The organism is Microbacterium sp. NPDC087591, from assembly GCF_044743625.1.
Taxonomy (GTDB): Bacteria; Actinomycetota; Actinomycetes; order Actinomycetales; family Microbacteriaceae; genus Microbacterium.
This window is the reverse complement of the sequence record NZ_JBIUWU010000001.1, coordinates 1,165,499-1,186,002: the sequence shown is the minus strand read 5'-3', so window position 1 is coordinate 1,186,002 and position 20,504 is coordinate 1,165,499. Positions and strand designations below refer to the sequence as shown.

Sequence of the window (20,504 nt, the reverse complement as noted above, 5' to 3'; positions counted from 1 at the left end):
CGCGGCTCCGCCCCCTGCCCCTCCGGGTGCCGGGGGCGGAGCCGTATCCGGCCGAGGTTTGCGACCCGCGCACAGGTCTGATTTCATGGGCCGATGTCCGTTCAGCTCATCCGACCCACCACCGACCTCTTCGAGTCCTGGGCGGAGGCGGTCTCCGAGTTCGGTGACGGTCACATCGACGGCGCAGGGCTCGATTCACCGGTCGCTCCGGACCGGGCGACGCTCGACGCGCTGATCGAGAAGGCCGAGCGGGTCGCCGACACATCGGCGGTGCTGCCGGACGGATTCGTGCACAACGACCTCTACTGGATCGTCGACGAGGGCGAGGTCATCGGCTTCCTCTCCTTCCGGCACGAGCTGAACGAGTGGCTGCGCGAGGTGGGCGGGCACATCGGCTACGCGGTGCGGGAGTCCCGGCGCCGCCGCGGGTACGCCTCGGCCGCCCTGGCGCTCGGCCTCGACCGGGCTCGCGAGATCGGACTCGACCGCGTGCTGATCACGTGCGACGACGACAACATCGCCTCAGCCCGCACGATCGAGCGTGCCGGTGGGGTGCTGCAGGACGTCAGCGACCAGTCCGCGCGCGGCCATGCGCTGCTGCGCCGCTACTGGGTGCAGCTCTAGCCCTGTCATCCTCCGTTCCGGTCGCAGCAGAGCACCCCTCCGGGGCCGATGCGGGGGCGTCGTCGCGACCGGAGCCGTCCGTGAGCACGACCGGAGCGGGCCGGGAGCATTCCCTGGCGTTTACTAAGGTTGATCCTCGGCGACTGTCCGGTCGTCCTCGCCGATCCGAGGAGCATCCGTCGTGATCCGAAATCCATCCCCCGCGCTCGCGCGGCTGCGCCTGTTCGGGCGCACCGCCGTCGCCACCGCGCTGACCGCCCTCGTCGCGGCCGGTGCCCTGCTCGGAGGAGCATCCGCCGCGTCTGCCGCAGACGCCCCCGACACCTACGTGATCGGCACGGACACCACGTTCGCGCCGTTCGAGTTCACCGACAAGGACGGCGACCTCGTCGGCATCGACATGGATCTGCTCCGCGCGATCGCGAAGGACCAGGGCTTCGAGGTCGAGATCCGCCAGCTCGGTTTCGACGCCGCGGTCCAGGCGCTGCAGGCCAACCAGGTCGACGCCGTCATGGCCGGCATGTCGATCACGGACGAGCGCAAGAAGGCCTTCGACTTCAGCGATCCGTACTTCACCAGCGGCATCCAGCTCGGCGTCCTCGCATCCAGCGACGTGCAGTCCCTCGACGACCTCGACGGCAAGGCCGTCGCCGTCAAGACGGGCACCCAGGGCCAGACCTTCGCCGAGGAGAACCAGGAGAAGTACGGCTTCCGGGTCACTCCGTACCAGGACACGACCGACATGGTCGATGCGGTCAAGGCCGGCCAGGCCGTCGGCTACTTCGAGGACTTCCCGGTGCTCGCCTACGGCATCCAGCAGGGGTCGGGCTTCCGCCTGATCGGCGAACCGGAGCTGGGCGGCGAGTACGGCTTCGCGGTGAACAAGGGGCTGAACCCCGAACTGCTCGAGATGTTCAACGCGGGCCTCGCGAACCTCCAGGCATCCGGCGAGTACGACACGATCGTCGACCGGTACCTGAGCGGCGGCGAGGAGAGCACACAGCCGACCGACATCATCTCGGTCGCGGTGCAGTACTGGCCCGCGCTCATGGAGGGCCTGTGGCTCACCATCCTCGCGACCATCGTCGCGATCGTGGCCGCGTTCATCCTCGGCATCGTGTTCGGGTTCGGACGGATCTCGAAGTTCGCCCCGTTCCGGTGGGTCGCCACGGCCTACGTCTACGTGTTCCGCGGCACCCCGATCCTGGTGCAGGCGTTCTTCGTGTTCTTCGCGATCCCGCAGCTGTTCCCCGGCCTGACGTTCAACCCGTTCGTCGCCGGCGCGATCACGCTCTCGCTCAACACCGGCGCCTACATGACGGAGATCATCCGCGGTGGCATCCAGGCCGTCGACCCCGGGCAGAACGAGGCATCTCGTTCGCTCGGCCTCGGGCATTGGAAGACGATGCAGAAGGTCGTGCTCCCACAGGCGTTCCGCATCATGATCCCCTCGTTCGTGAACCAGGGCATCATCACCCTCAAGGACACGTCGCTGATCAGCGTGATCGGCCTCGCCGAGCTCACGTTCGTGTCGCGCCAGATCATCGCCTCCACCTACCTGTCTGCACAGGTGCTGACCATCGTCGCCGTGATCTACTTCGTCGTGATCACGCTGCTGACGCTGCTCGCGAACCGCCTGGAGAGGAAGTTCAACGCATGAGCAAGATCGAAGTCCGGGACCTGCACAAGTCCTTCGGAGACAACAAGGTGCTCAAGGGCATCGACCTCACGGTGGAGGACGGCGAGGTCATCGCGGTCATCGGCCCCTCCGGTTCGGGCAAGTCGACCCTGCTGCGCTGCCTCAACAAGCTCGAGGAGCCCACCTCGGGACACGTCGTGATCGACGGCGTCGACCTGACGGACAAGAGCGTGAAGCTCGATGAGGTGCGCCAGCGCATCGGCATGGTGTTCCAGCACTTCAACCTGTTCCCGCACATGACCGTGCTGGAGAACATCACGCTCGCGCCGATCGAGCTGGGCAAGCTCTCGAAGGCGGATGCGCGCGCCCGCGCGACCGCCCTGCTCGAGCGCGTCGGTCTCGCGGAGAAGGCGGATGCCAAGCCGGCATCGCTCTCGGGCGGTCAGAAGCAGCGTGTGGCGATCGCCCGTGCACTCGCGATGGACCCCGAGATCATGCTCTTCGACGAGGCCACCAGCGCGCTCGACCCCGAGATGGTCGGCGAGGTGCTGCAGGTCATCCGCGACCTGGCATCCGGCGGCATGACGATGGTGCTGGTCACGCACGAGATGGGCTTCGCCCGCGAGGTCTCCGGCCGCACGGTCTTCATGGACGGCGGCGTCGTGGTCGAGGAGGCTCCGCCCGCCGAGCTGTTCGGCGCCCCGAAGAACGAGCGCCTGAAGGACTTCCTCTCCAAGGTGCTCTGAGCGCGCGCTTTTGCGCCCGCTCTCGTGCTCTTGCCGAGCGCACGGATTACTGACGAATGCACGGCTTCTCCACGTGGAGAAGCCGTGCATTCGTCGTTGCGCCGTGCACTCGGCGCGGGACTACTCCGCGACGCGGGCGGCGATGTCGGTGCGGTAGTGCGAGCCGTCGAGTCCGATCAACGCGATCGCCTCGTACGCGCGGGCGCGAGCCGTGCGGAAGTCGGATGCCACGGCCACCACGTTCAGCACACGTCCACCGGTCGCGATGAGCGATCCGCCGGGGGCGTCGGGCGACGCGGTCGCGGCATGCACGATGCGCACACCCTCCACGGCCGCAGCCGCGGCGAGGCCCTCGATCGGACGACCGGTCTGCGGTGCCTCCGGGTAGCCCTCGCTCGCCAGCACGACCGTGATCGCGACGTCGTCGCTGAACTCCGGCTCCGGCTGGTCCTCGAGCGTGCCGGATGCCGCGGCGAACAGCAGCTCCGACAACGGGGTGACCAGGCGCGGCAGCACGATCTGCGTCTCGGGGTCGCCGAAGCGCGCGTTGAACTCGATCACCCGCACGCCGGCGGGCGTCAGGATGAGCCCGGCGTACAGCAGCCCGATGAACGGGGTGCCCTCGGCGTCGAGCTGGCGGATGACGGGAAGCGCGACATCGCGGGTGACCTCGGCCACGAACTCCTGCTCGCTGCCGAACTGCTCGGCGAGCCAGGGCAGCGGAGAGTACGCCCCCATGCCGCCCGTGTTGGGCCCGGCGTCGCCGTCGAGCGCGCGCTTGAAGTCCTGCGCCGGGCTCAGCGCGCGCACGGTGTCGCCGTCGCTGAGGAAGAACAGCGAGACCTCGGGCCCCGAGAGGAACTCCTCGATCAGCACCGGGCCCGCGGGCAGGTAGTGCTCGGCGTGGGCGAGCGCCTCGGCGCGGTCGGAGGTCACGATGACGCCCTTGCCCGCCGCCAGACCGTCGGCCTTCACGACGTAGGGGGCGCCGAGGTCGTCGAACGCCGCCTCGACGTCGGCGACGGTGGCGGCGCGGACCGCGCGTCCGGTGGGGACTCCGGCCTCGTCCATGATCCGCTTCGCGAACGACTTCGAGCCCTCGAGCTCGGCGGCCGCCTTGCCGGGGCCGAACACCGGGATTCCGTGGGCGCGCAGTGCATCCGCGACCCCGGCGACCAGCGGAGCCTCGGGCCCGATCACGACGAGGTCGATCGCGTGGGTGTTCGCGAACGCGGTCACCGCACCGCCGTCGAGGGGGTCGAGCGTGACGGGCGTCGCATCCGTCGCCATGCCGGCGTTGCCGGGAGCGACGAAGATCTCGTGCTCCGTCTGCTCTGCCCGCAGGGAGAGGATGATCGCGTGCTCACGGGCACCGGAACCGAGGACGAGAATCTTCACAGGTCCAGACTACCGACGGACGCACGCGGGGTTTCTGTTCATAACTCCTCAAGAAAGCGTGCCTGCGGGCCGTCTGGGCCGGATCCGGACGCAGGGCCGGCCGAATCTGAGGAGTTGTGAACGGGCAGCGGTGTCCACCACTCAGGAAGATCGGGTCGGATGGGGCCCGGAGGCACGGAATCGGGCCGATACCCACCGGTTCTCCTGAGTTACGGACGCCGCCACTCCCAGACCGGGTGGAGTTCAGACCGGCCGCTCGTCCTCGACGTCCCAGGGCACCGTCCATCCGGCGGCGTCGAACAGGCCGCTGAGCACCATGGCGGTGAAGCCCCACACGATCGTGCCGTCGACGTCGAAGGCCGGTGCGCGGAAGGTCAGGTCGCCGTAGCGTCGCACCGAGGTGTAGCGGGTGGCGGGGTCGAGCAGCTGCGCGACCGGCACGCGGAAGACCTCCACGGTCTCGGCGTGGTCCACCGCGGCGACGTGGGACGGCTTCTGCCACCAGCCCAGCACCGGGGTGACCCGGTGGTTGCTCGCGGCGAGCGGGATCTCGGGCAGGGTGGCCAGGACTTCGACACCGGAGGGGTCGAGTCCGGTCTCCTCCTGGGCTTCGCGGAGTGCGGTGGCCACGGCATCGGCATCGTCGGGCTCCGCGCGACCCCCGGGGAACGAGACCTGACCGGGGTGCGACGAGAGGGTCTCCGCGCGCCGCTGCAGCAGCACGTCGAGGTCACGGGCGATGGCGGCGTCTGCGGTGGGGGCGGGGATGCTGTCGAGCACCCCGAACAGGATCAGCACCGAGGCGTCGTGCGCGGCGGCCGGATCGGCGAGCGGAGGGAACGGTCCGCCCCAGGAGTGCGCGGCGACGCCGGCAAGCAGCTCGGCGCGTGCGCCCTCCGGATACTGCGTGCTCATGGCACGAGCCTAGACGCCGCACGCCCGGCTGGGCCTGCTGTCGCGTCGAGGATAGGCTCGGCGGATGAGGCGATGGCAGGCTGCGGCGCTCGGTGCGCTGCTGGTGATGGGGCTGAGCGGATGCGCGTCGCCCGAGATCGACCAGGACGCGGTGCAGGAGTGGTTGCAGCAGCAGGAGTCCGTCGAGGTCCCTGGTGCGCTCGGGTCGATGAGCGGCCTGGCGTCCGAGGCCACCGATGCCATCGATGCTCACGGGATCGCGATCACCTTCGAGAAGCCGACGGCCGTCACGAAGATCGTGTTCTCCTGCGTCGGTCCGGAGAAGATGAGCGTCGATGTCACGATGAGCGCGCAGGAGTCCGAGACGGAGCTGGCGCGCGGCCTCCGTACGGAGGATCTCGTCTGCGCCGACAGCCCGCATACGATCGAGCAGGTGCAGCACGCGGCGACGAAGGTCCTGATCGATGGGCTCAGCGCCGACGGTCAGGGCGCCTGGTCGGCTGTCGTGGTCGGGGAGGACTGACGCATGGCGAAGAAGATCGACATCATCGACGGCCGTACCGCGCTCGATGCGGTGCGCGCGGCGCAGGCCGCCGACGAGAAGCCGGCGCGCACTGACCTGGCCACCGCGGTGCGGTACCTCCTGCAGCTGCTCGACGAGAAGGCTCCGGGCAACAGCGTCGAGGTGCGGGTTCCGCCGTTCGGCGCGGTGCAGGTCATCCAGGGTCCTCGGCACACGCGAGGTACCCCGCCGAACGTCGTCGAGATGGATGCTGCGACCTGGATCGCGGTGGCGACCGGGCAAGAGGCCTGGGGCGACGTCGCGACCGCCGGACGCATCCATGCGTCGGGGACGCGCGCCGACCTCTCCGACGTCCTCCCGCTGCGGCCGTAGCGCGTCGCGACCGGTTCTAGAGTTGACGGATGGGCTATCTCGTCGACGATTCCCCCGACCGCATCGACCCGGACGCCGTCTGGGCTGCGCTGCGCGAGGCGTACTGGGGGAAGTGGCGCAGCCGGGAAGACGTCGAGACGCAGATCCGTGAGGCGTGGCGGGTCATCGGCGTGTACGACGAGGAGACCGGCGCGCAGGTCGGGTTCGCCCGTGCGGTGTCGGACGGCCTCGGTTTCGCGTATCTCGCCGACGTCATCGTGGCCGAGGGGCACCGGGGGCACGGCTTGGGCAAGCGGATCGTCCAGGCGATGATCGACGACGGCCCCGGCGCGCACTTCCGGTGGACGCTGTTCACGAGCGATGCCCACGGACTCTACGAGCAGTTCGGCTTCGAGGCTCCCGACCGCACCGCACTGGTGCGTCCGGCGCCGGCGCTTCCGGTCCACCCGACGCAGGCGCCTGCCGACCGCTGACGCTGCTCAGCGCCGCGCGACCACCAACGGCACGCCGGTCGCGGGGTGCGGGAAGACGTCGACGGACTGGCCGTACACGGCCTCGATCCGCTCCGCCGTGAGCACCTCCTCCGCCGTCCCTGAGGCCGCGACCCTGCCGTCCGCGAGCAGGGTGACCCGGTCGGCGTGGGCGAGAGCGGCGTTGAGGTCGTGCAGCACGATGGCCACGGCGGTCCCGGCATCCGCCTGCGCTCTGATCAGCCGCATGACGTCTTCGTGATGCTTGAGGTCGAGCGCCGCTGTCGGCTCGTCGAGCAGCAGGATGCCGGTGTCCTGGGCGAGCACGCGTGCCAGGGCGACGCGGGCGCGCTCGCCGCCGGACAGCGAGGTCACCGGGCGCGACGCGAGGGGCGCGACCTCGGTCGCGGTCATCGCCGCGGCGACGAGCTCATCGTCCTGCTCGGCGGACTCGGTTCGCGCCCACGGCGCACGCCCCATCCGCACGACCTGCTCGGCGGTGAACGGGAACGACACCGCGTTCTCCTGCAGCAGCACGGCCCGCGCGCGAGCGAGCGCCTGGGGGCGGATGCCGGCGATCGGCGTCTCGTCGAGGGTGACCGCTCCGGTCTGCGCGGTGACGTCGCCGGCCAGCACCCCGAAGAGCGTCGACTTGCCGGCGCCGTTCGGACCGACCAGCGCATGGATCTCTCCGGCGCGGATGTCGATCGAGGCGTCGTCGAGGATGGCCCTGCCTCCGCCGACGCGCACCGTGAGCCCGGTGCCGCGCAACCGCACGCTCATGCCCACCCTCCCGAACGACGCCGCGTGCGCACGAGCAGCCAGAGGAAGAACGGTCCGCCGACGAGTGAGGTGATCATGCCGATCGGCATGTCGGCCAGGGGCACGGCGGTGCGGGCGACGAGATCGGCGACCGCGATCAGCAGCGCTCCACCGAACGCCGAGGCGATCATCAGCGGCAGGTGCGCGGGGCCGATGATCATGCGCATCAGGTGCGGCACGACGAGGCCGGCGAAACCGATGATCCCGGCGAAGGCGACCGCCGCGCACACCAGGATCGCGACCGTCACGATCACGACCATGCGCAGCAGCTCCACGTTCACACCCAGATGTCTGGCCGTGCGCTCACCGAGGGCGAAGAGGTCGAGCTGTGGCGAGACGATCAGCGCGATCACGATGCCGATCGCGACCAGCGGAGCGACGAGCGCGACGTTCGACCAGAGCGCGCCGTTGAGCGAGCCGAGCTGCCAGAACACGATCTGCTCGCGCGTGGAGGTCGTGCCGAGGAACGTGAGGAAGGCCATGCCGGCACCCGCGATCGCGTTGATGGCGATGCCGGTGAGCAGGAGGGTGACGACTTCGGTGCGTCCGCCCGATCTGCTGATGAAGTAGACCGCGAGCACCGCGATGAGACCGCCGAGGAAAGCGAAGAGCGGCGTCGTCCACATCCCGAGCGCGGCGATGCCGAACGTGATGCTGGCCGCAGCGCCCAGCGCGGCGCCGGAGGAGACGCCGACCACACCGGCATCCGCGAGCGGGTTGCCGAAGATCGCCTGCATGAGCACGCCCGAGACCGCGAGCGCGGCGCCGACCAGCAGGCCCAGCACCAGCCGGGGGAGGCGCAGGTTGTAGATCACCCCGTAGTCGGTCGCCGAGGTCGGAGCCCAGGCCGTGTCGATGCCGATGCCGCGCAGCAGCACCCCGATCAGATCGGTGGGTGAGAGCGAGTACTGACCGCTCGTGATCGAGAAGATGCAGGTGATCACGAGCGCGACGAGCAGTCCACTCGTGACCAGGGTGAACCGCAGCGTGCGGTGCGTGGCGGGCGTGGAGGTGACGACCTCTCCGGTCATTTCGCGGGCTCGGGAGTCGAGGACTCGGGGGCGTACAGCGCGCGGGCGATCGCTCCGATCACGTCGGCCGAGCGGGGTCCGAAGCTCAGGATCTCGCTGTCGGCCATGTCGATCACGCGGCGGTTGATGCCGGCGGGCGTCTCGGCGACGGCGGGCACGCGTTCGATCAGGCCGTCGATACCGCCGACCGATTCGAGCCCGTCGGTCATCATCACGAGCACGTCGGGACGAGCGGCGACGAGCGCCTCGGCGGTCATGGGCTTCATGCCCTCCCAGCCGATCTCGGCGGCGACATCCACTCCGCCCACGGCGTCGATGAGGGAGTCGGCACCGGAGTCCTCGCCGAAGATGTAGTACACGTTCGCACTGCCGCGCACGTAGAGGAAGAGCATCCGCGCGCGGTCTTCTTCGGCGGCAGGGATGACCGCTGCGATCTCGGCGAGCGTCTCGTCGACCGCGGTGTCGAGTCGCGCGATGAGCGCTTCTCCGCGGCTGGGCACGCCGAGTGCCGTGGCGATCTCGGTCACGAGCTCGTCGGTGGTGTCGAGGCGGCGGTCGCTGGAGATCACGACGACGGCGATGCCGGCATCGCGCAGCTGCTGGCGGATCTCCTTCGGGCCGATCGTGGTGTCGGTGAGGATGACGGTCGGCGCGAGCTCCAGGATGGCCTCGGCGTTGAGCGTGTGCCCGGTCTTGGTCACGACGGGCAGGTCCTCGGTGCCGACGAAGACGGTGGACGAGTCACGGCCGACGACCTGGTCGCCGAGCCCGAGAGCGAACACAGTCGAGGCGATGGTGCCGGAGATGTCGATCGGGAGGATGCGGTCGACATCGGTGATCTCGATCTCGCGGCCTTCGCTGTCGGTCACGGTCACCGGCAGCACGGGAGCGGTGTCGTCATCGACCGGCGCGATGGCATGGCTGGAGAGGCAGGCGGTCGAGGGTCCGGCATGCCCGCGGACGTCGTCGACCAGGTCGAGCGAGGCGAGCGGGACGGATGCCTGCGGGCAGCTGTCTTCCCCGGCGGACGGGGGCGCTGCGGTCGCGCCCGGCTCCGCGCACGCGGTGAGACCGACGGCGAGAGCGGCGACGAAGAGGACGGAGAGAACGCGACGCATTAGGCAAGGCTATCCTAAAACTTGACGCGCTCTCCCGTGCACCCCTACGCTCGGGAATGGCGGCTTGCTTAGCTAAGCCTAACCAAAACCCTACCTTCGCCCGACTGCATTGCGGCACCGCCGGCGCGCGTCCTCAGCCGCGTGCCAGCGGGCCGTGGAGAATCGTGAACGACACAGCCATCGCATCCTCAGGGAGCAGTCGCCTACGCGTCCTGCTCGCTGCCTTCGTCTCCTTCCTCCTCGTCGCCGCCGGCGCGGTGATCGCTCCGCCCGCACATGCGGCCGGAGGTACGGTCACCGCCAGCGTCACCTCCGCCAGCTCCTCGGGCGTGAGCGTGCAGGTGCAGGCGGATGGCCTTCCCGATGTCGCCGGCGCGTACGCCGCCCTCATCGTCAAGGGCACCGAGAGCGGACTCACAGGCGGCGGCGGATATGCGGCCTTCGCCGTTCCGTTCCCAACGGTCGCGGCAGGGGCGACGTCGTTCACGCTGACCGCGCCCGCCGGTTCGCTGGACCGGACGAAGGTCTACGAGGTGCTCATCTGGCAGCAGCACTCGAACCCCGATGCATCGACCATCTACGGGCGCGGCGACGTCGCGATCTCCTCGGGACAGTGGGATGCCGTCTTCGGCGCAGAGACCACCGAGCCGGGCACGGACCCGGGAACCGATCCGGGAACCGATCCCGGCACGGACCCCGGTACCGATCCGGGCACGGACCCGGGCACTGACCCGGGAACCGATCCGGGAACCGATCCGGGAACCGATCCGGGAACCGATCCCGGCACGGACCCCGGCACAGAGCCGGGCACGGATCCCGGTACCGAGCCGGAGCCGGTCGATGCGTCGATCGCGGTGTTCCTGGCGGATGGTGTGACGCCGGCTGCGGGTGTGGCGTTGAAGGCGGGCGACAAGGTCGTGGTGAAGGGGTCGGGGTATGACCCGACCGCGAATGTGGGTGGTCGGGGTGTTCCGATCCCGGCGAATCTTCCGCAGGGCACGTATGTGGTGTTCGGCAACTTCGCCTCGACGTGGCAGCCGTCCGCGGGGGCGGCGTCGTCTGCCCGGTCGGTGGGCGCGCAGGTGTGGGCGTTGTCGGAGGGTGTGCTGGAGCAGGTGCCCTCGCAGTACCAGAACGCGATCCGCTCGCAGTGGGTCGACATCGCCGATGACGGCACGTTCACCGCGACTTTGACCCTGAAGGATGCCGCGGCGACTCCCGGTTCGTACGGTGTGTACACGTATCCGGCCGGTGGCGTGTCCAACCCCGACCAGGAACGCAGCGTCGCCCTCGACTACGCCAAGACCCCGAAGATCGCGGTCACCTCGGCCGTCTCCGCCCCGACGCCCGGGATCACGGCGAGCGTCACCGGCACCGACTTCGGTGCGGCGGCGGGCGTGTACGCGGCTCTGATCGAGACCGGCACCGAGGCCGGTGTCACGGCCGGCGGCGGCTTCCTCGCGATGCAGTACGTGCGGGGGATCACCGGCGGCGCGTTCAGCGTCGACCTCACCGCAGCAGCCAACACGCTCGACCGCACCAAGACCTACGAGGTCCTCGTCTGGAAGCAGCACACGTTGCCCACTGCCGAGACGATCCTCGCGCGTGCCGCCGTCGCGATCAGTGACGCCGACTGGGACGAGATCGCCCCGGTCGAGCCGGAGCCGGTTGACGCGTCGATCGCGGTGTTCCTGGCGGATGGTGTGACGCCGGCTGCGGGTGTGGTGTTGAAGGCGGGCGACAAGGTCGTGGTGAAGGGGTCGGGGTATGACCCGACGGCGAATGTGGGTGGTCGGGGTGTTCCGATCCCGGCGAATCTTCCGCAGGGCACGTATGTGGTGTTCGGCAACTTCGCCTCGACGTGGCAGCCGTCCGCGGGGGCGGCGTCGTCTGCCCGGTCGGTGGGCGCGCAGGTGTGGGCGTTGTCGGAGGGTGTGCTGGAGCAGGTGCCCTCGCAGTACCAGAACGCGATCCGCTCGCAGTGGGTCGACATCGCCGATGACGGCACGTTCACTGCGACCCTGACCCTGAAGGATGCCGCGGCGACTCCTGGTTCGTACGGTGTGTACACGTATCCGGCCGGTGGCGTCTCCAACCCCGACCAGGAACGCAGCGTCGCCCTCGACTACGCCAGGGCGCCCGCCGTCTCCACCTCGGTGAAGTCGGCGACGGCGAAGGACGGGCTGACGGTCACGGCATCCGGCACGAACCTGGGCGCGATCACGGGCGCGTATGTCGCGCTGATCGAGTCCGGCACCGAGGCCGATGTCACGGGCAGCAGCGGCTTCCTCGCGATGCAGTACGTGCGCAACGTCTCGGGTGGCGTGTTCAGCGTCGACCTGACCGCGGCGGCCGACACGCTCGACCGCACGAAGTCGTACGAGGTGATCGCGTGGCAGCAGCACACGCTGCCGACCGCATCGACCATCTACGCCCGCTCCACCGTCACGATCGGTGACGCGCAGTGGACGGCGTTGCAGCCTGCGCCCGGTCCTGCGCTCACGACCTCGGTGAAATCGGCGACGGCGAAGGACGGGCTGACGGTCACGGCATCCGCGAAGAATCTGGGCGCGATCACGGGCGCGTATGTCGCGCTGATCGAGTCCGGCACCGAGGCCGATGTCACCTCCGGTGGCGGATACCTCGCGATGCAGTACGTCCAGAAGGTCGCCGGCGGCGCCTTCACGATCGACCTGACGGCTGCGGCCGACACGCTCGACCGCGCGAAGTCGTACGAGGTGATCGCCTGGCAGCAGCACAGCTTCCCGAACGCGACCACGATCTACGCACGCGGCGCGGTCACGATCAGCGACGCGCAGTGGTCGGCTCTGCTCGACGACGACTCCGCTGCGGTGCAGACGAAGGTCAAGACGGCGACCGCGAAGGACGGCCTCACGGTCACGGCCGCGGCGTCGAACCTCGGCGGGATCGCGGGCGCCTATGTCGCACTGATCGAGTCGGGTACGGAGGCGGACGTCACCGCCGGCGGTGGATTCCTCGCCATGAAGTACGTGCAGAAGGTCGCGTTCGGCGCGTTCTCGGTCCACCTCACGACCGCCGCGAAGACGCTGGACCGCACGAAGACGTACGAGGTCATCGTGTGGCAGCAGCACTCCCTGCCCACCGCCGACACGATCTACGCGCGTTCGACGGTGACCATCACCCCGGCGCAGTGGGACAGGCTGCTCGACGTCACGGTGCCCGAGACGCCGAGCAAGCCGGTGACCCCGCCGGCGAGCGTGCCGGGCGGTTCGCTCCGCTGGGCGATCTCCTCGTCGTTCACGAGCTACATCACGAGCGCCATCGCCAAGGGCGCCATCGATGTGTCGAACGGCGCGACCCGCTCGGGCGGTCAGTTCCAGTTCGGTCAGACGGTCGGTGGCGACTACGACACCAAGACGGGACTCGGCTCGGTCGTGTACCGCGGCTCGGTGCGGTTCACCGGCCACAACGGCGTCCTCGACGTCACGGTCGCGAATCCGCAGATCCGCATCACGTCGGCCGGAGCCGCGACGCTGTACGTCTCGAGCGGTGGATCGCAGGTCGCGTTCGCCACGGTCGACCTCTCGCGGGCCGTGCGCACGACGGCGAACGGTGCGGTGACCTACACGGCGGCGCCGACCGCGCTGACGGATGCCGGTCGCGACCGGGTGCTGTCCGGCTACTCGACCGTGCTGAACCCGGTCACCTTCACGATCGGCTCGGTGGCGGCGGCGCCCTCGGGCACGACAGGCACGGTGGCTGCGGCAGCGGTGAAGGTGAAGCAGACGCTCCCCGCCACCCCGCCGAGTGCCGAGGGCATCGTGATCGACGACGACAACCTTGCCGCTCTCGAGTCCGGACTCCCGGCGACGATCTCGGCATCCGGGTTCCAGGCGAACGAAGAGGGCATCAAGGTCGTCGTCTACTCGACGCCGGTGCTGCTCGACACGGTGAAGGCGGATGCCGATGGCGTCGCCACCTGGACGGGCGCGCTGCCCGCGAGCCTGGAAGACGGCCCGCACACGCTGACCCTGCAGGGGTCGGTCGACCGCGGACTGGCGTTCACGCTGACCCGCGCGACGGCCGTGATCGGCGCGTGCACGGTCGAGGGCGCCACGCTCAAGTGGGGCTACAAGGAGTCGTTCCGCACCTACATCGAGGGCATCGCGAAGGGCGGCTGGACTCTCACCGACGTCGCGTACCAGTACCCCGACTATGTGTGGGAGAACGGCACCGGTTCGTTCGACGACGAGTCCCTCGCGGGGCTGGTGACGTACGGCGGCAGCATCACCTTCACGGGCCACGACGGCGCGCTGAACACGACGCTGGCGAACGCCCGCATCGAGCTGGCCGGCGACACCGGCTACCTCGTGTTCGACGTGACCGGCACCACCCAGGACGGCGCCAGCGTCGACCAGAAGGATGTGCGCCTCGCGGAGTTCGCACGGGGAGACGCCGCCGTCGTCGACGGGGTGCTGTCGTTCGACGCGATCCCGACCACCCTGACCGAGGCCGGCGCCGCCGCGTTCGGGACCTACGCCGCGGGCGAAGCCCTCGACCCGGTGACCGCGGTGATCCCGGTCGACGCGGAGTGCGGCGTCGCGGTGGAGGAGAAGCCCGAGGCCGAGGCTGAGGCATCCACCACCGTCACCGCGGTGACGACTCCGGCCGACTCCGAGGGTGCCCCGGTGTGGCCCTGGATCGTCGGCGGCCTGGTCGTCGTCGCCGTGGCTGCAGCCGGTGGTGTGCTGATCGCCCGTCGCAACAAGAAGCACGAGACGGCCGAGGTGACCACCGAGGTCTGACCTCGGACGCAGGACCGAACCGCCCTCCCCGCAGCGGACGTGGGGAGGGCGGTTCTCTGCGTGCCGGGTGCGGTCGGGGTCGGGTCGAGCGGTGCGACCTGCAGGAGGAAGTGCGGGATGCAGGACCGATCCCCCCGGATTCCTCCTTCACGTCGCACATCCTCCTGCGCGTCGCCGGGGTCGCGGGGGAACCCCGGTGCACAGCGTGCCCGGTCGGTGGGACAATGGAGGCATGTCCTCCACCGATTCCCACCAGACCGTCGAAGCGACCGTGCGCCACGTGCCGCGGTACGGCGTGCTGATGGGCATCGGCGTGGTGGTCGGGATCATCGCCGCCGGCATCCTCACCTGGATCGGCAGCTTCGAGGAATCCCGCGTCCTCGATGTCGTCTACCCTCCCGGCCAGGTCTTCGGCTTCCTGCTGCTGTGGACGGTGCCGATCGGCATCGCGCTCGGCGGCATCGCCGGGCTCGTCCTCGAACGGATCGCCCGCCGGCACGACCGCGTCGTGCGCGTCGAGCGCGAGACCATCATCGAAGTCGACTGATCCTCGGTTCTGCGGTCACGCCAGCTCGGCGATGATCGGTCGGATGGCCGCGTCGAAGGCGACCACGTCGCGCCGCAGACCGTCGGTCACGGCGACCGTGAGCGCCCCGATCCACCAGATGCCGCGCTGTGAGAACGGCAGCACCTGCACGTTCAGCTCGAACGAATGCGCCCGGCGTCCCACCTCGCGCTCGAACTCCGCGATCGCGCTGGCGTAGGCACGGTAGGCGTCGCCGCCCGTGTTGCTCTTCATGGAGTTGACGTAGCGGTCGTGGGCGGCACGGGCGTATCGGAGCGCCTCGGATGCCTGCGGGGCGATCGCCTCGGCGAGCTGCTCGGCGCCGGACGCGGGGAGGGCGACCAGGGTGTCGAATCCGTCGACGAGCTCGAGCGGCACATCGGACGGATGCGCACGCGGTTCGACGGTCATGTCCCAGTAGTCGCGCCACTGCGCCTCGAGCGCCGGAACGGGGTCGACGGCATCCGGTGCGCGGACCGGCAGGTCGCGGAGGCTCGGCAGGTCCTCCGGAACCCGGATGCCGATGGCCTGGCGCAGCGCGAGGGCGAGCAGCACGGGAACGCTCGCGTCTTCGCGGATGAGCCACTGCGGCTTGTCGGCCATGGCCCCATCGTAGGGCGCTGGGGCCTCGGCATCCGAGTCTCGTCGTGCGGAGAGTCGGGGTCGCTGCGGGCGGTAGGCTGGAGGTGTGGCTGCCTCCCCCACCAATCCCTATTCCGAAGCCGGCGTCGATACCGCTGCAGGCGATCTCGCCGTCGAGCTGATGAAGTCGTCCGTGCGCGCGACGCACGGCCCCGAAGTGCTCGGCGGTGTCGGCGGTTTCGCCGGCCTGTTCGACGCCAGTGCGCTGCGCGACTTCCGCCGACCGCTCCTCGCGACCAGCACCGACGGCGTCGGCACCAAGGTCGCGATCGCGCAGGCGATCGACAAGCACGACACGATTGGCCAGGACCTGGTCGGCATGGTCGTCGACGACATCGTCGTGGTGGGCGCCAAGCCGCTCTTCATGACCGACTACATCGCGTGCGGCAAGGTCTTCCCGCAGCGCATCGCCGACATCGTGCGCGGCATCGCCGAGGCGTGCTCCGCCACCGGCACCGCGCTCGTCGGCGGTGAGACCGCGGAGCACCCCGGTCTGCTCGGTCCGCGCGACTACGACGTCGCGGGTGCCGCGACCGGCGTCGTCGAGGCCGACGCCATCCTCGGTGCGGACCGCGTGCAGGACGGCGACGCCGTCATCGCGGTGTCGTCCAGCGGACTGCACTCCAACGGCTACTCGCTCGTGCGCCACATCATCACGAACGCCGGCATCGGCTACGGCGACAACGCCGCCGACTTCGGCACCACCTGGGGCGAGGCCCTTCTCGAGCCGACCCGCCTGTACACCCTTCCGCTGCTCCGCCTGATCGAGCAGCTCGGCGGCGGCGTGCACGCGCTCAGCCACGTCACCGGTGGCGGCATCGCGGCGAACCTGGCCCGCGTGCTCCCGCAGGGCAGCTGGGCCGAGGTCGATCGCAACAGCTGGTCGCCCAGCCCGGTCTTCCGTGTGCTGAGTGACATCGCCGGTTCCACGCTGGAGTCCGCCGAGGGTACCTGGAACCTGGGGATCGGCTTCCTCGCGGTGATCGCCGCAGACAAGAAGGACGCGGCGATCGCGGCGCTGAACGCCGAGGGCATGCCCTCGTGGCAGGTCGGCACCGTCGGCTTCGGCGCGCGTCCGGCAGGAGAGTTCGAACAGGGCGCCAAGGGCGTCGACGGCGGAGCGGTGCGCCTCGTCGGTGCATACGCGGACGGAGCGAAGTAATACCCCATGTGCGGCATCGTCGGAATGGTGGGGACAGCCCCGGTCAATCAGGACATCTACGACGCACTCCTGCTGCTGCAGCATCGCGGCCAGGATGCGACGGGCATCGCGACGGCGGAGTCGAACGGGGTGATGCACAACGCCAAGGCGCAGGGCATGGTCCGCGAGGCGTTCCGCACCCGCGACATGCGAGCGCTGCTCGGCAACGTCGGCCTCGGCCACGTGCGCTATGCCACCAAGGGCACCGCCTCCAACGAGGAGGAGATGCAGCCGTTCTACGTGAACGCGCCGTACGGCATCATCCTCATCCACAACGGCAACCTCACCAACACCCGTGAGCTCACGGCCGAGATGGCGCAGCGCGACCGTCGCCACCTGAACTCCTCCAGCGACACCGAGCTGCTGCTGAACGTGCTCGCCGGTGAGCTGCAGAACACCACCTCGACGGTCGACCTCGACCCGGAGCGGGTGTTCGAGGCCGTGAAGCGCACGCACGAGCGCATCGAAGGCGCCTACGCCGTGATCGCCGTGATCGCCGGGTACGGTCTGCTCGCGTTCCGCGATCCCTTCGGCATCCGTCCGCTGATCCTCGGCCACCGCAAGAGCCGCAGCGACGCTTCGACAGGGTCAGCGACCCAGCCCGGCGACGAATGGGTCGTCGCGAGCGAGTCGCTCGTGCTCGAGAACGGCGACTACGAGGTCGTGCGCGAGATCGAGCCCGGCGAGGCCGTGTTCATCACGAACGACGGCGAGCTGCACTCCAAGCAGTGCGCCACGGACACGACTCTCGCGCCGTGCGCGTTCGAGTACGTCTACCTCGCGCGTCCCGACTCCGTCATGAACGGCGTCTCGGTGTACGAATCGCGTCTGCGCATGGGAGACCGTCTCGCCGACACGATCGCCAAGCACGTGCCGATGGACAAGATCGACGTCGTCATGCCGATCCCCGACTCCTCACGCCCCGCGGCGATGGAGGTCGCCCGCAAGCTCGGCATCGAGTACCGCGAGGGCTTCTACAAGAACCGCTACGTCGGACGCACCTTCATCATGCCCGGCCAGGCCGTGCGCAAGAAGAGCGTGCGTCAGAAGCTGAACGCGATGTCGACGGAGTTCCGCGGCAAGAACGTGCTGCTGATCGACGACTCGATCGTGCGCGGCACGACGTCGAAGGAGATCATCCAGATGGCCCGGGATGCCGGTGCCACCTCGGTCACATTCGCCTCGGCCGCACCGCCCGTGCGTCACCCGCACGTCTACGGCATCAACATGCCGTCGCGCCAGGAGCTCATCGCGCACGGACGGACGATCCCCGAGATCGCCGAAGAGCTCGGTTGCGACCACCTCGTGTACCAGGAGGTCGACGACCTCAAGGCCGCGATCACCGAGGGCACGGCCATCACCGACCTCGACATGAGCTGCTTCGACGGACGCTACGTCACCGGCACGGTCTCCGACGAGTACCTCGCGTGGGTGGAGGGGACGCAGACGTCATAGTGTCCGGGTCCCTGCCCTTCGACTCGTCGCGCGCGCCCAGGAATCGCCGTGGGTGAGGTCAGGCCGCTCTGGCAGGGGCGGACGCTCGCGCTGATCGGGATCGTGCTGGTCGCGTTCTCGCTGCGATCCGCTGTCGCCTCGCTGTCGCCGGTCATCGACAACATCGCGGTCGACTTCCCGCTGTCCCCGGTCGTCGTCGGTCTGATCGGCGCAGCGCCGCCCGTCTGCTTCGCGATCTTCGGCCTGGTCACTCCGCTGTTCGAGCGGCGGTTCGGGCTGGAGCGGGTCGCCGTCACCGCGATCGCGCTCATGGCGCTCGGGATGCTGCTGCGCGGCTTCGCCACGGACTCATCGACGCTGCTGGCGGCGACCGTCGTCGTGTTCGCCGGAGTCGGGTCAGGCAACGTGCTGCTCCCGCCGCTGGTGAAGAAGTACTTCCCCGACCGCATCGGCATCATGATGACGGTCTACTCCACGACGCTGGCCGTCTCGACGTTCCTGCCGCCGCTGGTCGCGGTGCCGGTCGCGGACTCGCTCAGCTGGCGGGTGTCGCTGGGCATGTGGGGAGTGTTCGCGGCGATCGCTCTGGTGCCGTGGCTGACCCTGCTGATCCGCGAGCGCTCCGGCGGTGCAGCGCCGGTCTCGGAGGAGGAGTACGTCCTCGATCCGACAGACGGCGTGCACGACATGCAGGATGCCGTCGCCGTCGCGACCGGTCCGATCTCGACCGTCCCCGCGAATCCGCGTTACTTCGGACGGCTGTGGCGTCTGCCGCTGCCCTGGGCCCTGGCGCTGGTCTTCGGCACCTCCTCGACCATGGCCTACGTGTCGTTCGCCTGGATGCCGACCATGCTCGTCGACATCGGCGGGGTGACGCCGGCGACCGCCGGGTTCCTGCTCTCGCTGTTCGCCCTGATCGGTCTGCCGAGCTCCATGCTCGTGCCGATCCTGATCGTGCGGTTCCAGGCGACGCGTCCGCTGTTCTTCGTCGCGGTCGGCGCCGGCCTCATCGGCCTGCTCGGCATGCTGCTCGCGCCGACCGTGGCACTTCCGCTCTGGGTCAGCATCTTCGGCCTCACCGCCATCATGTTCCCGCTCAGCCTGGTGCTGCTCAGCATCCGCGCCCGCACGCCCGAGAGCGCCGTCGCGCTGAGCGGGTTCGTGCAGAGCATCGGCTATGCGCTCGCTGCGATCTTCCCGCTGCTGATCGGTCTGCTGCACGAGACGACCGCAGGGTGGCAGGTGCCGCTCGTCGTGGTCGCCGCTGTGCTGGTGGCGTCGATCCCCGCCGGCATCATCGCGGGGCGCCGTCGGACCATCGAAGACGAGTGGGAGCTGCGCAACGGCCGGTGGTGACCGCCGCTGGACCGCCTTCCGCCGACTGCACGGCATCCTGCCGACTGCACGGCATCCTGCCGACTGCACGGCATCCTGCCGACTGCACGGCGTGATCGCGTCGACAAGTCGTGCGCTCGACAGCAGCCCGTGCACTCGCGCGCGGAGTGTCAGGGAGCCACTGCCAGGAACTGGCGCACCGCCGCCACCGCCCGCCGCTCGAGCGCATCGCGCGGCGGCGCGGGCTCTCCGAGCAGCACGCGGATCTGGGTGTCGCGCACGATGAGGCCGTAGAGCAGCTCGAACGACTCGTCAGGACGCGGCGCGCGGAGTTCGCCTCGCGCATGCGCCTGCGCGAGGTAGTGCTCGACGAGGAGCCCCGTACGGTGGCGTCCTTCCCGAAGCAGCAGTGAGGCGAGCTCCGGATCCGTCATCGCGGCGCGGTTCAGGGCGACCGAGCGGTCTCCCGTGAGCAGCACGAGCAATCGGGTGGCGAAGTGGGTGAGCACCTCGCGGACGTCGGCGGATTCATCGAGCACCTCGATCAGGCGCGCCTCGGTGTCAGCGGCCTGGTCGTGCACGAGAGCGGCGATGAGGCCCTGCTTGTTGCCGAACCAGGAGTAGAGCGTCTCCTTCGAGGCGCCGGCGCGGCGAGCCACCGCGGTCATCGTCAGGTTCTGGTAGCCGTGGTCGACCAGCTCGGCGAAGGTCGCGTCCAGCACGAACGCACGTCGGGCGGTGGATTCGCCCGCGGTGGGACGGCCGCGACGGGATCGTGCGGTCATCTCATCGCTCATGGACTAATCGTAATCCATGGTACGAATATAACCGTACTCACTGGTTCGATTTGTCGAGGTGCTC

18 protein-coding genes are annotated in these 20,504 nt (G+C 69.5%); 11 read left to right on the top strand and 7 right to left on the bottom strand.

The window, feature by feature from the left end; all coding sequences use genetic code 11:
* Positions 1–93 precede the first annotated feature (93 nt).
* The 3 genes from ACIOVG_RS05490 (at position 94) to ACIOVG_RS05480 (ending at position 3,009) form a co-directional block, all read left to right on the top strand.
* Positions 94–624 carry a GNAT family N-acetyltransferase gene (locus ACIOVG_RS05490; protein WP_400869931.1) on the top strand — a complete coding sequence of 177 codons (531 nt, stop codon included), beginning with the start codon at positions 94–96 and terminating at the stop codon, positions 622–624.
* Between the two features lie 181 nt (positions 625–805).
* On the top strand, positions 806–2,284 hold the full coding sequence (locus ACIOVG_RS05485; RefSeq protein WP_400869928.1) for an amino acid ABC transporter substrate-binding protein/permease: 1,479 nt from the start codon (positions 806–808) through the stop codon (positions 2,282–2,284).
* Positions 2,281–3,009, top strand: coding sequence for an amino acid ABC transporter ATP-binding protein (locus ACIOVG_RS05480; RefSeq protein WP_247628866.1), 729 nt, complete (start codon positions 2,281–2,283; stop codon positions 3,007–3,009). The genes ACIOVG_RS05485 and ACIOVG_RS05480 overlap by 4 nt, the downstream gene beginning before the upstream one ends.
* A 120-nt stretch (positions 3,010–3,129) precedes the next feature.
* Here ACIOVG_RS05480 and purD read toward each other — a convergent pair whose 3' ends face one another.
* Entirely contained in the window at positions 3,130–4,407 is a 1,278-nt protein-coding gene (gene purD, locus ACIOVG_RS05475) for a phosphoribosylamine--glycine ligase (protein WP_400869925.1), read from the bottom strand.
* A gap of 243 nt (positions 4,408–4,650) precedes the next feature.
* A complete protein-coding gene (locus ACIOVG_RS05470) occupies positions 4,651–5,322 on the bottom strand; it encodes an NUDIX hydrolase (protein WP_400869922.1) in 672 nt (223 codons plus the stop codon).
* A 64-nt stretch (positions 5,323–5,386) separates the two neighbouring features.
* Between ACIOVG_RS05470 and ACIOVG_RS05465 the strand changes: the two genes are divergently transcribed.
* The 3 genes from ACIOVG_RS05465 to ACIOVG_RS05455 are packed head-to-tail and all read left to right on the top strand — an operon-like array spanning position 5,387 to position 6,690.
* A complete protein-coding gene (locus tag ACIOVG_RS05465) occupies positions 5,387–5,845 on the top strand; it encodes a hypothetical protein (protein ID WP_400869920.1) in 459 nt (152 codons plus the stop codon).
* A gap of 3 nt (positions 5,846–5,848) precedes the next feature.
* Positions 5,849–6,217, top strand: a complete 369-nt coding sequence (locus tag ACIOVG_RS05460; protein WP_400869917.1) for a sterol carrier family protein — start codon at positions 5,849–5,851, stop codon at positions 6,215–6,217.
* A gap of 29 nt (positions 6,218–6,246) precedes the next feature.
* Positions 6,247–6,690 (top strand): GNAT family N-acetyltransferase, encoded by a 444-nt coding sequence (locus ACIOVG_RS05455; protein WP_400869914.1) that lies wholly within the window; start codon positions 6,247–6,249, stop codon positions 6,688–6,690.
* A 6-nt stretch (positions 6,691–6,696) separates the two neighbouring features.
* On the opposite strand, the gene ACIOVG_RS05450 is transcribed toward ACIOVG_RS05455, so the two are convergent.
* From ACIOVG_RS05450 to ACIOVG_RS05440, 3 genes are read right to left on the bottom strand one after another with little or no spacing between them, the layout of a single operon-like run.
* Positions 6,697–7,470, bottom strand: a complete 774-nt coding sequence (locus ACIOVG_RS05450) for a heme ABC transporter ATP-binding protein (RefSeq protein WP_400869911.1) — start codon at positions 7,468–7,470, stop codon at positions 6,697–6,699.
* The gene (locus ACIOVG_RS05445; protein WP_400869908.1) at positions 7,467–8,540 is read right to left on the bottom strand and encodes a FecCD family ABC transporter permease; all 1,074 of its coding nucleotides are present in this window, start codon (positions 8,538–8,540) and stop codon (positions 7,467–7,469) included. The genes ACIOVG_RS05450 and ACIOVG_RS05445 overlap by 4 nt, the downstream gene beginning before the upstream one ends.
* Positions 8,537–9,658, bottom strand: a complete 1,122-nt coding sequence (locus ACIOVG_RS05440) for a hemin ABC transporter substrate-binding protein (protein ID WP_400869905.1) — start codon at positions 9,656–9,658, stop codon at positions 8,537–8,539. Before ACIOVG_RS05440 ends, ACIOVG_RS05445 begins: the two co-directional genes overlap by 4 nt.
* Positions 9,659–9,822: 164 nt before the next feature.
* Between ACIOVG_RS05440 and ACIOVG_RS05435 the strand changes: the two genes are divergently transcribed.
* Together ACIOVG_RS05435 and ACIOVG_RS05430 are read left to right on the top strand one after the other, a co-directional pair.
* Positions 9,823–14,445 (top strand): HtaA domain-containing protein, encoded by a 4,623-nt coding sequence (locus ACIOVG_RS05435; RefSeq protein ID WP_400869902.1) that lies wholly within the window; start codon positions 9,823–9,825, stop codon positions 14,443–14,445.
* A 232-nt stretch (positions 14,446–14,677) separates the two neighbouring features.
* Complete coding sequence (locus ACIOVG_RS05430) at positions 14,678–14,992, top strand: potassium transporter Trk (protein ID WP_400869899.1); 315 nt, start codon at positions 14,678–14,680, stop codon at positions 14,990–14,992.
* A gap of 15 nt (positions 14,993–15,007) precedes the next feature.
* Here the strand turns inward: ACIOVG_RS05430 and ACIOVG_RS05425 are convergent, their stop codons facing one another.
* On the bottom strand, positions 15,008–15,613 hold the full coding sequence (locus ACIOVG_RS05425; RefSeq protein ID WP_400869896.1) for a zinc-binding alcohol dehydrogenase: 606 nt from the start codon (positions 15,611–15,613) through the stop codon (positions 15,008–15,010).
* Positions 15,614–15,698: 85 nt separating this feature from the next.
* Between ACIOVG_RS05425 and purM the strand changes: the two genes are divergently transcribed.
* From purM to ACIOVG_RS05410, 3 genes are read left to right on the top strand one after another with little or no spacing between them, the layout of a single operon-like run.
* A complete protein-coding gene (gene purM, locus ACIOVG_RS05420) occupies positions 15,699–16,814 on the top strand; it encodes a phosphoribosylformylglycinamidine cyclo-ligase (protein ID WP_400869894.1) in 1,116 nt (371 codons plus the stop codon).
* Positions 16,815–16,820: 6 nt separating this feature from the next.
* Positions 16,821–18,308, top strand: a complete 1,488-nt coding sequence (gene purF / locus ACIOVG_RS05415) for an amidophosphoribosyltransferase (RefSeq protein WP_400869892.1) — start codon at positions 16,821–16,823, stop codon at positions 18,306–18,308.
* Between the two features lie 48 nt (positions 18,309–18,356).
* Complete coding sequence (locus tag ACIOVG_RS05410) at positions 18,357–19,664, top strand: CynX/NimT family MFS transporter (RefSeq protein WP_400869889.1); 1,308 nt, start codon at positions 18,357–18,359, stop codon at positions 19,662–19,664.
* A gap of 149 nt (positions 19,665–19,813) precedes the next feature.
* Here the strand turns inward: ACIOVG_RS05410 and ACIOVG_RS05405 are convergent, their stop codons facing one another.
* Positions 19,814–20,440, bottom strand: coding sequence for a TetR/AcrR family transcriptional regulator (locus ACIOVG_RS05405; RefSeq protein WP_400869886.1), 627 nt, complete (start codon positions 20,438–20,440; stop codon positions 19,814–19,816).
* Positions 20,441–20,504 lie beyond the last annotated feature (64 nt).